Source organism: Mycobacterium asiaticum (assembly GCF_001668675.1).
GTDB classification, from domain to species: domain Bacteria; phylum Actinomycetota; class Actinomycetes; order Mycobacteriales; family Mycobacteriaceae; genus Mycobacterium; species Mycobacterium asiaticum_D.
On record NZ_LZKQ01000070.1, the window covers coordinates 1 to 13,290 of the forward strand.

General features: G+C 63.1%; 13 protein-coding genes and 6 pseudogenes. 12 read left to right on the forward strand and 7 right to left on the reverse strand.

Annotated features, from left to right (window positions below; genetic code table 11):
- Positions 1–99 (forward strand): annotated as a pseudogene (locus A9X01_RS31130) (PE domain-containing protein); the annotation flags it as partial.
- Positions 100–271: 172 nt separating this feature from the next.
- Here A9X01_RS31130 and A9X01_RS06515 read toward each other — a convergent pair.
- Together A9X01_RS06515 and cobF are read right to left on the reverse strand one after the other, a co-directional pair.
- Positions 272–547, reverse strand: a pseudogene (locus A9X01_RS06515) (PE family protein); the annotation flags it as partial.
- 174 nt (positions 548–721) lie between these two features.
- Positions 722–1,465 (reverse strand): precorrin-6A synthase (deacetylating), encoded by a 744-nt coding sequence (cobF, locus tag A9X01_RS06520; RefSeq protein WP_065119971.1) that lies wholly within the window; start codon positions 1,463–1,465, stop codon positions 722–724.
- A gap of 105 nt (positions 1,466–1,570) precedes the next feature.
- On the opposite strand from cobF, the pseudogene A9X01_RS06525 reads away from it, so the two are divergent.
- Positions 1,571–2,365: pseudogene (locus tag A9X01_RS06525) on the forward strand (AurF N-oxygenase family protein); the annotation flags it as partial.
- Between the two features lie 47 nt (positions 2,366–2,412).
- On the opposite strand, the pseudogene A9X01_RS31135 reads toward A9X01_RS06525, so the two are convergent.
- A pseudogene (locus tag A9X01_RS31135) lies at positions 2,413–2,487 on the reverse strand (hypothetical protein); the annotation flags it as partial.
- A 204-nt stretch (positions 2,488–2,691) separates the two neighbouring features.
- Here A9X01_RS31135 and A9X01_RS06530 point away from each other — a divergent pair.
- The 3 genes from A9X01_RS06530 to A9X01_RS06540 all read left to right on the forward strand — a co-directional run bounded on the left by A9X01_RS06530 (position 2,692) and on the right by A9X01_RS06540 (position 5,597).
- Positions 2,692–3,660, forward strand: coding sequence for a DUF4873 domain-containing protein (locus A9X01_RS06530; RefSeq protein ID WP_253848982.1), 969 nt, complete (start codon positions 2,692–2,694; stop codon positions 3,658–3,660).
- A 293-nt stretch (positions 3,661–3,953) separates the two neighbouring features.
- The gene (locus A9X01_RS06535; RefSeq protein WP_065119973.1) at positions 3,954–4,718 is read left to right on the forward strand and encodes an STAS domain-containing protein; all 765 of its coding nucleotides are present in this window, start codon (positions 3,954–3,956) and stop codon (positions 4,716–4,718) included.
- Positions 4,719–4,727: 9 nt separating this feature from the next.
- Positions 4,728–5,597: a TIGR03619 family F420-dependent LLM class oxidoreductase gene (locus A9X01_RS06540; RefSeq protein WP_065119974.1), complete on the forward strand. Its 870-nt coding sequence runs from the start codon at positions 4,728–4,730 to the stop codon at positions 5,595–5,597.
- Between the two features lie 3 nt (positions 5,598–5,600).
- Here A9X01_RS06540 and A9X01_RS06545 read toward each other — a convergent pair whose 3' ends face one another.
- Positions 5,601–6,398: an enoyl-CoA hydratase/isomerase family protein gene (locus A9X01_RS06545; protein ID WP_172832457.1), complete on the reverse strand. Its 798-nt coding sequence runs from the start codon at positions 6,396–6,398 to the stop codon at positions 5,601–5,603.
- A 74-nt stretch (positions 6,399–6,472) separates the two neighbouring features.
- On the opposite strand from A9X01_RS06545, the gene A9X01_RS06550 reads away from it, so the two are divergent.
- Positions 6,473–7,390 carry a class I SAM-dependent methyltransferase gene (locus A9X01_RS06550; RefSeq protein ID WP_065119976.1) on the forward strand — a complete coding sequence of 306 codons (918 nt, stop codon included), beginning with the start codon at positions 6,473–6,475 and terminating at the stop codon, positions 7,388–7,390.
- A 178-nt stretch (positions 7,391–7,568) separates the two neighbouring features.
- On the forward strand, positions 7,569–8,393 hold the full coding sequence (locus tag A9X01_RS06555) for a hypothetical protein (RefSeq protein ID WP_155771961.1): 825 nt from the start codon (positions 7,569–7,571) through the stop codon (positions 8,391–8,393).
- Here A9X01_RS06555 and A9X01_RS06560 read toward each other — a convergent pair.
- Positions 8,322–8,777 (reverse strand): annotated as a pseudogene (locus A9X01_RS06560) (Gp19/Gp15/Gp42 family protein). The gene A9X01_RS06555 and the pseudogene A9X01_RS06560 sit on opposite strands and share 72 nt — an antisense overlap.
- Before the next feature lie 132 nt (positions 8,778–8,909).
- Between A9X01_RS06560 and A9X01_RS29705 the strand changes: the two are divergent.
- From A9X01_RS29705 to A9X01_RS29715, 5 genes are all read left to right on the forward strand, one after another.
- Positions 8,910–9,146 (forward strand): hypothetical protein, encoded by a 237-nt coding sequence (locus A9X01_RS29705; RefSeq protein ID WP_155771962.1) that lies wholly within the window; start codon positions 8,910–8,912, stop codon positions 9,144–9,146.
- A 255-nt stretch (positions 9,147–9,401) separates the two neighbouring features.
- The gene (locus tag A9X01_RS06570; RefSeq protein ID WP_065119982.1) at positions 9,402–9,803 is read left to right on the forward strand and encodes a DUF2510 domain-containing protein; all 402 of its coding nucleotides are present in this window, start codon (positions 9,402–9,404) and stop codon (positions 9,801–9,803) included.
- An 80-nt stretch (positions 9,804–9,883) separates the two neighbouring features.
- The gene (locus tag A9X01_RS06575) at positions 9,884–10,498 is read left to right on the forward strand and encodes an Ltp family lipoprotein (RefSeq protein ID WP_081282240.1); all 615 of its coding nucleotides are present in this window, start codon (positions 9,884–9,886) and stop codon (positions 10,496–10,498) included.
- A 37-nt stretch (positions 10,499–10,535) separates the two neighbouring features.
- On the forward strand, positions 10,536–11,108 hold the full coding sequence (locus A9X01_RS29710; protein WP_155771963.1) for a hypothetical protein: 573 nt from the start codon (positions 10,536–10,538) through the stop codon (positions 11,106–11,108).
- Between the two features lie 173 nt (positions 11,109–11,281).
- Positions 11,282–12,451 (forward strand): hypothetical protein, encoded by a 1,170-nt coding sequence (locus A9X01_RS29715; RefSeq protein ID WP_155771964.1) that lies wholly within the window; start codon positions 11,282–11,284, stop codon positions 12,449–12,451.
- Between the two features lie 3 nt (positions 12,452–12,454).
- On the opposite strand, the gene A9X01_RS06590 is transcribed toward A9X01_RS29715, so the two are convergent.
- Both A9X01_RS06590 and A9X01_RS31790 read right to left on the reverse strand, forming a co-directional pair.
- On the reverse strand, positions 12,455–12,982 hold the full coding sequence (locus tag A9X01_RS06590; protein ID WP_065119980.1) for a hypothetical protein: 528 nt from the start codon (positions 12,980–12,982) through the stop codon (positions 12,455–12,457).
- A 24-nt stretch (positions 12,983–13,006) separates the two neighbouring features.
- Positions 13,007–13,201, reverse strand: a pseudogene (locus tag A9X01_RS31790) (recombinase zinc ribbon domain-containing protein); the annotation flags it as partial.
- Positions 13,202–13,290: the final 89 nt, after the last annotated feature.

A 13,290-nucleotide genomic window follows, 5' to 3' on the forward strand; every position in this document is an offset into this window, starting at 1 on the left:
TCAGCGCGCAGGCTGTGGCGTTTCACGAGCAGTTCGTCCAGCTGATGACCGCGGGCGCGAACCAGTACGACGCCGCGGAGGCCCGCAACTCGACCCCCATGCAGGACGCCGCGACCGCTATCAGCGCAACGGCGGCGGCACTGCCCGGAATGGCCGTGGGCGGCTCATCCGCCGGCGGCTCATCCGCCGGCGGCTCGACGCCGGCCGCGGCCGGTGGTGAGCAGGTGCTGGCGCGCACGCAGAGCGGCACCCTCGTTCAGATCGGGAACGGCGCCGGCGCGGCGTCGTACTGGTTCGCGCCCGCGGTCATCAGCTGGACGAACTGCTCGTGAAACGCCACAGCCTGCGCGCTGAGCATTTGGTAGGCCTGCGCGTGGGCGCCGAACAGCGCCGCGATGCCAGCCGAGACCTCATCGGCACCCGCAGGCAGCACACCTGATGTCGGGAAGGCCGCCGCCGAGTTCGCCGCGCTCAGCGTCGAGGCGATTCCGGCCAGGTCATTGGCGGCGGCCGCGACGTACTCGGGCGCTGCATTCACCCAAGACATGCACAAACCTCCGTGCACTGCGACAGCCCCGCGGTCGCACACGTGATCCAAGGCACAGTCGGCACGTGTCAAATGCTAGCGTGCCGGAGCGGGTGGTCCGTGCAGTTCTTCTAAGAAAGAGTTGAGAGCTGGGCAAACGCTCCGAAAAAAATTGCCCGAACCGTCAAAGCCAGCTCAAAAAGCCGCTCGGAGCAGGTAAGTGTCCATGATCCAGCCGTGCCGATCCCGGGCCCGTGACCGCAGCGCCGCGATGCGCTGCCCCACCTCCCCGACCGTGCCCGCGACCAGGAGTTCGTCCGGGGTCCCGAGGTAGGCGCCCCACCAGATCAGGGTGTCCGGGGGGCAGGACTGGAACGAGCAGTCCCCATCGAGCATGACAACCGCCGACCCGGTCAGCCCGCCCGCGCGGAGCTGGCGGCCGGTGGTGACCAGCACGGGCGCACCGATCTCGTTGAGCGGAATCCGGTGCCGCGCGGTCAGAGCCTGGATCGCGGTGATGCCAGGAATGACGTCATAACTGATTTCCAACTCGGCGGCCACCGCCTCGAGGATGCGCAACGTGCTGTCGTAGAGCGAAGGATCGCCCCAAGCCAGGAAGGCCCCGACGCCGCCCGGCACCAGTTCGGCGGAGATGGCCGCCGCCCACATCCTGGCCCTGGCCGCATGCCAGTCCGAGACGGTCTGGCGGTAGTCGCCGTCGGCCGCGCGCGGCGGATCGGGCAACTCGACGAACCGGTACCCGGGGTCGCGGATGAAGCGCTCGCAGATCTGGCGGCGCAGCGCGACCAGGTCGCGCTTGGCCTCGCCCTTGTCCATCGCGAAGAACACCTGGGTGTCGTTGAGGGCGTTGATGGCCTGGACGGTCACGTAGTCGGGGTCTCCGGCACCGATACCGATGACGTGGATGTGCCGACCCATGCGGTCAACCTAATCGAGATCAGAAATGCCCTATGCGGAACCGCCGGTACCGGATACCATGAGTATTGAGTGTGATCTTCCTTACGCCTGAAAGGGACATCAGCGATGACTACAGCGGTTCGACCCACTGGTCCGAGTCGTGAAGAGTTCTCCGAGCGCCTGCTCAAGGGTTCGATCAAGAAGTCCTACGAGCCCGTCGTCGATATCGATTGGGACGCCCCCCTCGACCCCGACAAGTTCTTTCTGCCGCCGAGGCTGGTGTCGCTCTACGGCACACCGATGTGGGACGAGATGACCCGCGAGCAGCAGATCGAGTTGTCCCGCCAGGAGTTGGTCAACACGCTGTCGGCCGGGATCTGGTTCGAGAACATGCTCAACCAGTCGTTGTTGCGGACCATCCTGCACGAGGATCCCACCAGCCGGTCCACGCATTACAAGCTGACCGAACTCGGTGACGAGACCCGGCACATGGTGATGTTCGGCAAGGCGATCGAGCGCATCGGCGCAAAGCCGGTACAGCCGAAGCGGTTTCACCGCTGGGTCATCAACGCGCTGCCATTGGCGTTCCAGCGCGGATCGATGCTGTGGGTGGCGGCGCTGATCGGCGAGGAGATCTTCGACTCGCTGCAGCGGCAGATGATGGACGACCCGGAATTGCAGCCGATCATCCAGCGGCTCATGCGGATTCACGTCACCGAGGAAGCCCGCCACATCCAGTTCGCGCGCGACGGTGCCCGCAAGCGAGTCGCTGAGATGCCCCGGTTCAACCGCTGGTTCATGGCCAACATCAACGGACTCGGCGGATACTTCTTCAACTACCTGTTCAGCAACCCCGTCCCCTACGCCCGTACCGGGCTGGACGCCGCGCGGGCGCGACGCGTCGCGCGCACCAGTGCCCATCGCCGTGAGGTGCAGGTTGCCGGATTCGCGCCGCTGGCCGCGTTTCTCGCTGAGGTGGGTCTGATGGGCCCGATCGCCCGGCGCGGCTGGAAGCGCAGCAGGTTTCTGTGACGACGACGCATTCGCTGCTCGTCGTCGGCGCCGAAGCTGATGCCCATAGTGCCCGATCGGCGCTGCAGGCCGCCGGGGTCACCGACGTCACCTTGCTCGAAAAGCCGTTGCTACGTTCGGTTTTCGACGATGCGACGGAAGCGTGGGCGCTGCACACGGCCGACGGCGACATCGAGCGCGCGCACGTCGTTGTCGCTGCGCATCCACCGGCTGACCTGGCGTGGACCCCGAAGTTACCCGGACACAACGAGTTCCGGGGTGAGGCGTTTCATGCCGCCGCGTGGGACCCGCACTTTCACGCGGTCGGCAAGCGGGTTGCGGTCGTCGGCACCGATTCGTTCGCCGGTCATCACCTCGGCCGCCTGGTCTCCGCCGCCGAGTCGGTGACCATCTTTCCCCATGCGCCGCGGCGAGTCGTCACCGAGCTGCAATACTGGCCGGCCCGCGCCAAGAATCGGTTGCGCAGGCGTCGCTCGCAACGGCCGGGCCCGCAGTTCGGCGCGTCGATCCGGGGCATCACCGCGACCGGCATCCGCACGGTCGACGGCGTGGAACACCCGGTGGACGCGATCGTCTACGGCACCGGATTCGCACTCGGCACGGACCGCGCCCTGGTCGGCAGCCGGGGACTGACGCTGCGTGATGTCTGGACCCACGGCATGGAGCCCTTCTTCGGCGTCGCCGTTCGCGGATTCCCCAACTATTTCTTCGTCAGCGGCCCCGACGGGGCGGCACGAGCGCGGTATATCGCCGCGTGCGTCGCGCTGATGGAGCGCACCGGCAGTGCCCGCATCGAGGTGCGGCGCAGCAGTCAGCAAGTGTTCAACGAGCGTGCCCAGCTCGGGCCAGCCGATCCCCCGCCGGTTTCGTCCGCCTTCGACCTGTCATCCAGCGCGCCGGACTACGAGGACACCTACGAGGGCACCGCCACCCTCGACATCGGTGGTACCAGCCAACCGGTGCACGTGCGTCTGATCGGTCATCTGGACCCGCTCGACGGCAATTACCACTGGCAGGGGACCATTTTTGACGCCCTGCCGGAGGAGTCGGTGAAGCGTTCGCGCACCGCCACCCTGTCGGTGGGCGACCGCAGCGCGCAGGCTCGCATCGTGGAGCAGACCCCGTGGGGAACCCACTCGGTCGCCGGTGTGGGTGAGCCGCCGTATGCGTTGAGCGAGCGCTGACCGCTCCACGAGCCACGGCTCAAATCGCTGCATTGAGCCCGCTGCACTGCCATTAGGCTGGAGTAAGTCCCCAACAAAGGTTGACCGCGCGCGCCGAATGGGTATTCGCTGGTATCTCTGCGGCGGTCAAAGGGGGTAGAGCGCGTCGACGTTCCACTTTCCCTGACCGGGCCGGTGGGCTGAAGATGGACTTTCACACGACGACGGAGGCGGCGACACTGACGCGAGGGCAAGAGGCAGAAGTTCGAGGAGCGGGAGATGAAACCGGACGACACGATGACGCTGGCACATCGATGAGCGCGGTCGCCGAATCCTCTAGTTCGCTGGTCCTGGCGTCGCGAACCGAGCAATCGGTGGTGGTACTGACCGCCGAGGGCGTGCTTGACGCGGGCAACTCGGCGGAGCTCAGGGACAGCATCACCAAGGCCACCCTCGACGTGCCCACCGCCGTCATCGTCGACGTCAGTGCACTGGAAGTCCCCGACGACGCGGCCTGGTCGCTGTTCGTCAGCGCCCGCTGGCAGCTGGACACCCGGCCGGATGTCCCGATCGTGCTCGTCTCGGCGAACCGCGCCGCCCGCGACGTGATCGCCCGCAGCGGGGTTACCGACTTCATGCCGGTCTTCCCCACCGAGAAGGGCGCGATGAAGGCCGTCGCCAAGCTCGGGCGTCGCAAACTGCAGCACGCGCAGACCAAGCTGGCGGCCAACGTGACCAGCCTGCGCGAATCCCGCCAACTGGTCCGCGAATGGCTGACCACCTGGTCGAAACCGGGTCTGATCCCGGTGGCATTGGTGGTGGTCAACGTCTTCATCGAGAACGTGCTCGAACACACCGGCAGCGATCCAGTAATGCGAATCGAGTGCGAAGGCCAGACGGCGACCATCGCGGTCTCCGATGGCAGCAGCGCCCCGGCGGTGCGGTTGGACTCTCCCACAAAAGGTATCGACGTGTCCGGGCTGGCGATCGTTGAGGCGCTGTCTCGCGCCTGGGGCAGCACCCCGACCTCGTCGGGCAAGACGGTCTGGGCGGTTATCGGTCCGGAGAACCAGCTGTAACGTGTACCCGTGCGGTTCAGCTACGCCGAATCTCTGACCGATCCGGCCTTCTACATTCCCCTGGCCAAGGCGGCCGAGGCAGCGGGCTATCACAGCATGACGATCGCCGACAGCATCGCCTATCCCTTCGAGTCTGACGCGAAGTATCCCTATACCCCCGACGGCAACCGCGAGTTTCTGGACGGCAAGGAGATCGTCGAAACCTTCGTTCTCACAGCGGCATTGAGTGCCGTGACGAGCACGCTACGGTTCAACTTCTTCGTACTCAAACTGCCGGTGCGGCACCCGGCGCTCACGGCCAAGCAGGTCAGTTCCCTGGCCGCGCTGAACGGCAACCGGGTGGGCTTCGGTGTGGGCACCAGCCCGTGGCCGGAGGACTACGAATTGATGGGGCTGCCATTCGCCAAGCGCGGCAAGCGAATGGACGAATGCATTGAGATCGTCCGCGGGCTCACCACCGGCGACTACTTCGAGTTCCATGGCGAGTTCTACGACATCCCCAAGACCAAGATGAGCCCCGCACCGACGCAACCGATTCCGATCCTGGTCGGTGGGCACGCTGATGCAGCGCTGCGCCGGGCGGCACGCCTGGACGGCTGGATGCACGGCGGCGGAAGCGATTCCGGCGAGCTCGCCCGACTCGTCGCCAAGGTCAAGAGGTTTCGCGAGGAAGAAGGCAAGAGCGGTCCATTCGAGATTCACGTGATCTCGATGGACGCCTATACCGTCGACGGCATCAAACGCTTGGAGGACAAGGGCGTCACCGATGTCATCGTCGGGTTCCGGTGGCCCTACATCAAGGGGCCCGACCCGGAACCACTGCAGACCAAGATCCGCAACCTGGAGAAGTACGCCGACAAGGTCATGTCGAAAGTTTAGGCGTCACAGCGTATCCCACTTGGGCGCCCGCTTCTCGCGGTGCGCCAGGGCCGCCTCGGTGGGATTGTTGGTGAACCCGGTGAGGATCTGGGTGCGGTTCTCCAGTTCGATGGCGTGCCGCAGACTGGGCGCATCCAGCGCCGCGTTCAGACCGATCTTGGTCTGCCAGACGCCGAGTGCGTTGTTCGCCGCGATCTCGCGGGCTTTGTCCAGGGCGGTGGCCATCAGATCACCGGCGGCGACTACCTGGTGCACGAGCTTGATGCGGTAGGCCTCGTCGGCGTCGATGATCCGGCCGGTGAGCATCAGTTCACGCGCTACCCCGGCACCGACGATCTTGGGTAGCAGGTAGCTGGTGCCCATGTCCATCGACGAGAAGCCGGCCTTGATGAACACCGACCCGAACCGGGCGGTCTCGGCGGCGATCCGGATGTCGGAGTGCAGCGCGAAAGCCAGCCCGCCCCCGACGGCGACACCGTTGACGGCGGCGATCACCGGGATGGGCAGTTCGTAGAGCCGGACGTACAGATCGGCCAGGCGTACCTGCGCGTCGTAACTGACCTTGAAAGTAGGTGTGCCGGGCCTTATTTCGGTCCAGGCCTGACCCGTGCCGCTCAGGTCGGCGCCGGCACAGAACCCGCGCCCGGCTCCAGTCAGAATTACCGCGCGGAACTCGCCGCGGGCTATTGCGTCGAGCGCCGCGTCCACGCCGTCGATGAGCGACCCGTCGATGGCGTTGAGGAGCTTGGGCCGGTTGAGGGTGATGCAGGCGATGTTGTCGTCCAGCGTTGTCAGTGTCACTGCGGGTTCCGGTGCCATATCCGAACGGTAGGCGACTCAGGCAATTTGCAGGCAATGGGCTTACCGTTTACCCCATGGCGCGTGCCGATGACGACAGCTGGGACCTGGCGAACAGCGTGGGAGCGACCGCGACCATGGTTGCCGCCGCGCGGGCGGCCGCCAGCCGGCGCCCGAACGCGGTGGTCCACGACCAGTACGCCGAGCCGCTGGTCCGCGCGGTCGGGCTGGACGTGTTCACCCGCCTCGCCGCCGGTGAACTCGACGGCGTCGACGGAGCGGGCGACTTGGGCTTCCCCCGGATGATCGACACGTTCGCGGCCCGCGCGAAGTTCTTCGACGACTATTTTGCGGAGGCTGCGGCCACCGGCCTGCAGCAGTTCGTGATCCTGGCGTCGGGACTGGATTCCCGCCCGTACCGGCTGCCCTGGCCGGCCCGCACCGTCGTGTACGAGATCGACCAACCCGAGGTGATCGAGTTCAAGACGACCACCTTGGCCAAGCTCGGCGCCAGCTCCGCCGCCGAACACCGCCCCGTCGGCATCGACCTGCGCGAGGACTGGCCGGCGGCGCTATTGGCCGCGGGCTTCGACACCGACCGGCCGACCGCCTGGCTCGCCGAGGGGTTGTTGATCGGGTTCCTGCCCCAGGAAGCCGAAGTCCGGTTGCTGGACAGCATCATCGCCCTCAGCGACTCCGGCAGCCAGCTGGCCGCCGACTACGGGCAGGTGACCGACCAGTCCGTCGACGGGCAGCGGCAGGCGCAAGCCATGTCCGAGCGGTGGCGTGAGCTCGGGCTGAACCTCGACGTGGCCAGCCTGACGTACCCCGGTGCGCACACCGACGTCGCGGCGCATCTGTGGGCCAACCGCTGGAGCACCATCACCTCGGATCTACCCGAGCTGTTCGACGCGGCCGGGCTGGCGCCGCTGGGAGATCTCGCAGGGCAGGCCCCGGCCAATTCGATCGGGTACGTGCGCGCGGCGGCGCCGTAACCGCGACTGTGGCACTGTGTTTGGCACCTACCGGAACACAGCGATGGTGCGATTGACTACTCGAGTGTCCAGCTTTACACCGACATAACCTGGCCGGGCGTCACCTGCCGAAGCAAGGTGGCGTAGTTAGCTGGTGTAATAGCACCTCGAAGCTGGGCGGGAACCTAAGGGGTGTTGGGTGGCTGACGATGGGACGAAAGGCAGTAAGACTTCGACGAGTCGGGCCGTCGACTCGCTAAAGTTGCGGGCGTTTTTTGTGCTATTGGTGATTGCCATAGTTGAAGCGGTCTGGCTCGCCTTTGTGAAACTCTTCGGACTGAGCGCGCAATTAGCGATCCCGATCGCTTCTGCGTGGGTAGTTGGCGCGATCAGCATTTATGCGGGAGTGCACAAGGACGACCTGCGAGCAATGAAACTGACTCGTCGGGTCTTGGCAATTGTATTCATCTCAGCAATTGGGATGGTGTTCGCGTCGATTAGCGTGATCTTGTTCGTTCCGCGCGTGGGAACCGCCGCATCAAAAGCGTCCCCGGCTGCCAAGCTGGAGATCCCTGCCGATCAATTCAACTTGGAAGGTCGTTGGCATTCGCCTACCTGGTCGAGACAGATCCGGATCACAGAACCTGCGGCGGTAGTCGAGTTGCTGATCGAGTACAAGAACAGAGGTCAGGCGGTTCATACGAACGTTACTTTCCAGATGGAACTTCCGAAGGGCGTTCGTCCTTTGCGCGGTGCCGTCCATTTCGGCGTCGACAGCCACCCCGACGGTGTCCGCGCGTCAGATGCACTGTGGGAAAAGGGAATGAACATCGGCGCTTACGGGCCGGGAGGTGGTACCTATGTCACCGCCGTCATCCAGTTCGAACCCGACATCGAACTGCCGTGTGGCGATGCGGTCGTACCGCTTCGTGCGACTGGCTATTCAAGCGAATTACCATCGGACAAGACATGGACAAGCAACCAACTGTTGATCACCTACGTTAAGACTTGTGCACCCGGTTAGGCACGATTGAGAACATCCGCTTCGGCTTGATCCCGAGACGTTCCCATTCCTCTTCGGCTTGATCCCGAGACGTTCCCATTCCTCGCCGGAGATCTCGAGCCAGCCGGATGCCGTCTCGCGGTGAACTGACACGAGTACGCACCGTCCGATTCTTCGGCGTAGCCCTCAAAGTTGCGGAGAAGCCTCAGCACGGCCTCGGCCTCGATGTCGGCCACGTCAACCGCGTCGACCTCCTCGGCTGCGATCTTGTCGGTCAGGTCGGGAAGCCTGCGGAGGATCATCCGCTCGACCTGTTGGAGCCTTGCGCTGGATCAGGGCGAGTACTTCGGGCTCAGGTTCCCGAGCCCAGAGCGCAACCACATCAGCAGTTTCGACGTACGTCATTGCCTGCCTTTTCCAATTGGAGCCATACCGGCGGCATCGCCGGGCAGGCGGCGGTAAATGACGTCCAGGACCGCCAGCGACGGCGTCTTGCTCGCTTTATGCCGTTTGAGTCGCTTGGTCTAACGCGCGGCCTTGGACATCAGTCGTCCGTTTCTGCGAAGCTCATCCGAGGAGCAACTGCGCCAGGAGGCCCCGCTGGACGCGGGCCTCCGCGATGAACGGGGAGATCACCGCCTGGCCCATGCTGCCCTTAACGGTCAGCGGGGCTTCGGCTGCTGCCTCGTCCAATTCAGCGATCTGGTCGGTGGTTCTTCACGCCTGAAACAGCAGTTCGCGGCGGTCTGGGTCGCGTTCGATGTCGAACTCTGACGTGATTTCACGCCATAGTTCCCGTCCGGGTTTCTGCAAACCCGCAGGTTTACGCATGATTTCCTCAACTTACTGCGTGTGAAAAATAGATTCTAAGTTCCGCAGGATTGGGCGGACGCATAATCGACCGGTCATGCCGGGGGCGGGAAAGCGGATCCCCCTGGGGTGGCGACCTTCGCTGATTCAGCGCTACCGCCGTGGGGCCACTTGCCATACGCTCGGGCCGGGGACAGGCTGATCCACCAAGGGGCAAACATGACCGCACCACCGAATCCGCAACCTGGCTGGTACCCCGACCCGTCGAATCCCGGAAGACAAATCCACTGGGACGGTGCGAGATGGGGCGTACCGGAAGGTGCGCTAAACGACTCCGGTAAAGGCAATAAGACGGCAGTTGCTACCGGCGTCTGTGTGCTTGTCGTCATCGGCCTTGTGATGTCGATGCAATCGGTCAGCCTCATGACCGGTTCCGGCCCTGTGTGGACGGGTGTCGGAGTTGTAGCAGCGGGCACGGCCGTCGCCTTCTTTTTAGGCGCTCCCACTTGGGTCCGCACCGTCGCTGCGGTGTTTTTGGCACTTTCCCTGGTGAACGCCTTTTACATCGAGAATCAACTTTCCGAGAAACGCGACGAGTTAACGCACATGTTCGATCGGTAGGTGTCGCCTACAGGTGCTACCGTTCCCGTCCGCAAGGCATGCTTCGATGAACGCGGAAAAGCAAGGGAGGGTCACCATTCATGACTACGCCGGGCTGGTTTCCCGATCCGTCTGATCCAAGCCGTCAACGCTATTTCGACGGGAAAGTGTGGACGGAAAACTACGCACCATTTGGCCCGCCGGCACCAGTCGGTGGCCAACCCTCGAAGACTGGCATGTCTTCAGGTCTGAAAATCGCACTCGGGGTAGGAGGGGCGTTCTTGGCGTTGATCGTCATCGGCTCGATCGGTAACAACAACCACACCTCGTCCACGTCTGCCAAAAGCGGCGGTACAACTGCGACGGTGGCGGTCGCCCCGCCCGTCGCCCCGACGACCACCAAGAGCGGCTTCACACCCGCCCAGGACAACGCAATTGCTAAGGCAAAGAGCTACTTGGCTTATACCGGATTCTCCAAACAAGGCCTCATCAAGCAACTCGAATACGACAAGTTCAGCACGGCAGACGCCACGTTCGCGGTCGAACAGATCGAGGCCACCGGGGGAGTTGACTGGAATGAACAGGCGGTCAAGAAAGCTAAAAGCTACCTGAGCTACAGCTCGTTCTCCAAGGACGGGCTCATCAACCAATTGGAGTACGACGGCTTCACTCCGAGTGAGGCTGAGTATGGTGCCAACGTGGCCTACGGAGGCTGAGGTCTCAATCATGGCATAGGACTACGAGGGCGAGCGTATGACTGCTTATCACGAACCAGGACACGCTATAGGTGCAGTCAAATGCCCAGACGGGTCCATCAAGTACATCGACATCTGCAACCGAGACGAGAACGACGCCGAGAACGGCGGAACCGTCGCATCTGTTAGAAGAGCCGATCACGCATTTCTGGTCTACGCCGGGCCGTGGGCGCACGCAAAGTTCATCGGTCCGGACAAATCCTTCGACGCAGACGCAGCTTTCGTGTTTCTGCGTGGGAATCGAGACGACTGGATCGCATTCCAGCGCTTGGTTGGAAACGAGGTCGGCGTGAGCGAATTTACGCAGATGCAGGAGTCGGTCGCGTTTGGCCTCCCCGCGCTGTCCGAGTATCGCGAGTATCGACCTCCTCAGGAGTGGCACGAGAAAGCTGACGGAGTGCTGGCTCCTGCGTGGAATGATGGCGAGATACAAGCCCTGGCGGAGCGCACGCGGGCAAAAGATAGGGAGATTCAGCTCGTAATGGCCAGGTTCTCACTCGCGAGAGCGATCGCGATCGTTGGTATGCCCCGAGCTATAGGGAAGCTCCTGAAGATGGGGATGGCCTCGTAGGGCTACCCCCACCGATTGATCAGGCTGCGTCGTAGCCGCGAACCGCGCCGGGCTCGTTGAGGAATCCGAGACCCAAGCGCGAGACGGCGCGGGCCCAGATGCCGTCCTTTTGGACGTTGGCCTGGTCCGCAAGCTGGCAGATCTTTGTCGGAACCTCGAATTACATTTGATCCATGCCGGTCGTCCACACTGCAGACCCCTACGCCGTTGAGCAGGTGCCGGTCGAACAGATCAATCCGGGCGACCGGATAGTGGTAAGGGACGCGAACGGCGATCCGAGCCAATGGGAAGTCGAAGTGAAACGCTTCGCATTCAACCGGGCTGCAGGCGAACCACCGAGGATTGCGCTCGAAGGCAAGCCTGAGGCAGGGACAGCCCATACCCCTCGATGCGAGGCGATGGTAGGCACTCTCGTATACCGGCTTGTTCGGGAACCTCAGCAACAGTCGCGCCATCTGAACTCTTCTGCGGGGCAACCTGGCAAGTCAAAAGGCGCAACCGAACCTGAGGAAAGCTTCCAGCACCGTAAGTGCTACGCCAACACACGCGGAGGGTGCTCTAAGACTATTTCCGGCGAGCACTTCATTTCTCACAGCCTCATCAAGCTTTACAGTTTCGATGATCCCGACTTGAAGATTAAGCATGACACTGGATACGGAATTCGTGAGTTCGTCAGCCCGAAGAAGTTCGTCGCAAACATCCTATGCGAGAAGCACAACAATGATCTCCACATCGCTGACGATGCCGCGTTGGCAGTCGCGACATTCCTGCGGACGATTTCACTGCGATACCGTAACGGCGCAGGGGAATGGGGTGAATACGAAGAAATCACAGTATCCGGAGACGACTTCCAAGCTTGGGTCCTGAAGCTCATCCTAAACCATGTTGCAGGTAAAGCCTTCGCGCATCAGAAGGGCCAATTCGTCCGCCCGTTCCCTCCCGAAGCTATCGACGTGCTCTTGGGCCGTGCCATGTGGCCACGCAACTGGGGTTTATGCGTTGCCGGCGATGCCGCGAACAAAGACTTGAAAATCAACGCGTTCGATCGTCTCGAAGATGTAACAACAGAATGGTTGTCCTTTCAGCCTTTCATTCACAACGACGGCTGGGTCGGCGGAGGCATCGTCAATCTGAACGGCGTAGGTTTCGGTCTCACCTTCTTCGACCCAAGCCGGGATAATCCATCAGCATTCAACAATCCAGGGAATCCTTTGCGCAGATCGATCCAAAGACCCGGTTACATGGCGTGGGAAAACAATGGCGTGCAGAAGCGAATCAACTTCACCTGGTCCGACGTGTGGGAACACAAGACGATTACCTACACGATGATTCGGGGCAATTAGGTATTACGTCGAGTTTTCGTCCTTAACCGTGAACTCGACGGACCCGTCTAGGCCGACCGTGATGCCCTGACCATTCTCACCCATCGCGGAGAGAACCGCTTGCCATCGAGCCGCTGGGCCGTTGGCGTCCAACTGCTTGGTGAGTGTGCCGAGGTCTCCGAGGCCTAGGTTCACGCTCGGGGTCGACCTTTCGGTCGCGTACTTGAATTCCAATCGGATGCCCATCGACCGCAACCACACGTTGCGGTCGGTCACGTCTTGGCGATCCCACCAGTCGGCGAACTTCTCGCCGGTCGGCTGGCACGTCCAGCCAGATGGCTTGACTGTCTCGGTCGACAGTTCGGCCTGACGGGCAGCCAGCGCCTGGATGCGCTCGTTCAGCTTGACGCGCTGAGGCGTGCCGGCCTTATAGGGGCCGGCGCGGAGCAGCCCGGTCAGGTCGGCCAGGGTGTCGTTGATCTCGGCCAACTCTGCAGAATGGTCGGACCCCGAGTCCCAGACTCGCTCGAGCCGCTCCGACGTGCCAAGCATGCCCAGGAGGAGCGTCTCGACACTCTCGTCTGCGTAATCCAGGGGTATCGGTTTGTTGGCGCACTGTTCTCTGTGCTGAGCCGAGGCGCACCTATACCGAGGCTTGCGGCCAGGGCCTCCCTTCAGGCGGTACGCCGGTCGTCCGCACACGCCGCAGTAGACAACCTGGAGCAACAAGCCAGAGGACCGTTTCGTCGGGTCCTTGCGGTCTTCCCGCACCGCGAGCTCGACGGGTCAAGTCCAGGGACGTGGTGTATGACGTCGTCGTGTGATTCTTCGCTGTCGTGGTTAGGCGGTTAGTGCTGCGG

Excerpts from the sequence above, each read along its gene's own strand:
- cobF (WP_065119971.1), bottom strand. The coding sequence starts at position 1,465 with ATGGGTCGGCACATCCACGTCATCGGTATCGGTGCCGGAGACCCCGAC.
- A9X01_RS06535 (WP_065119973.1), top strand. The coding sequence starts at position 3,954 with ATGAGCGCGGTCGCCGAATCCTCTAGTTCGCTGGTCCTGGCGTCGCGA.
- A9X01_RS06550 (WP_065119976.1), top strand. The coding sequence starts at position 6,473 with ATGGCGCGTGCCGATGACGACAGCTGGGACCTGGCGAACAGCGTGGGA.
- A9X01_RS06570 (WP_065119982.1), top strand. The coding sequence starts at position 9,402 with ATGACCGCACCACCGAATCCGCAACCTGGCTGGTACCCCGACCCGTCG.
- A9X01_RS06575 (WP_081282240.1), top strand. The coding sequence starts at position 9,884 with ATGACTACGCCGGGCTGGTTTCCCGATCCGTCTGATCCAAGCCGTCAA.
- A9X01_RS29710 (WP_155771963.1), top strand. The coding sequence starts at position 10,536 with ATGACTGCTTATCACGAACCAGGACACGCTATAGGTGCAGTCAAATGC.
- A9X01_RS29715 (WP_155771964.1), top strand. The coding sequence starts at position 11,282 with ATGCCGGTCGTCCACACTGCAGACCCCTACGCCGTTGAGCAGGTGCCG.
- A9X01_RS06590 (WP_065119980.1), bottom strand. The coding sequence starts at position 12,982 with ATGCTTGGCACGTCGGAGCGGCTCGAGCGAGTCTGGGACTCGGGGTCC.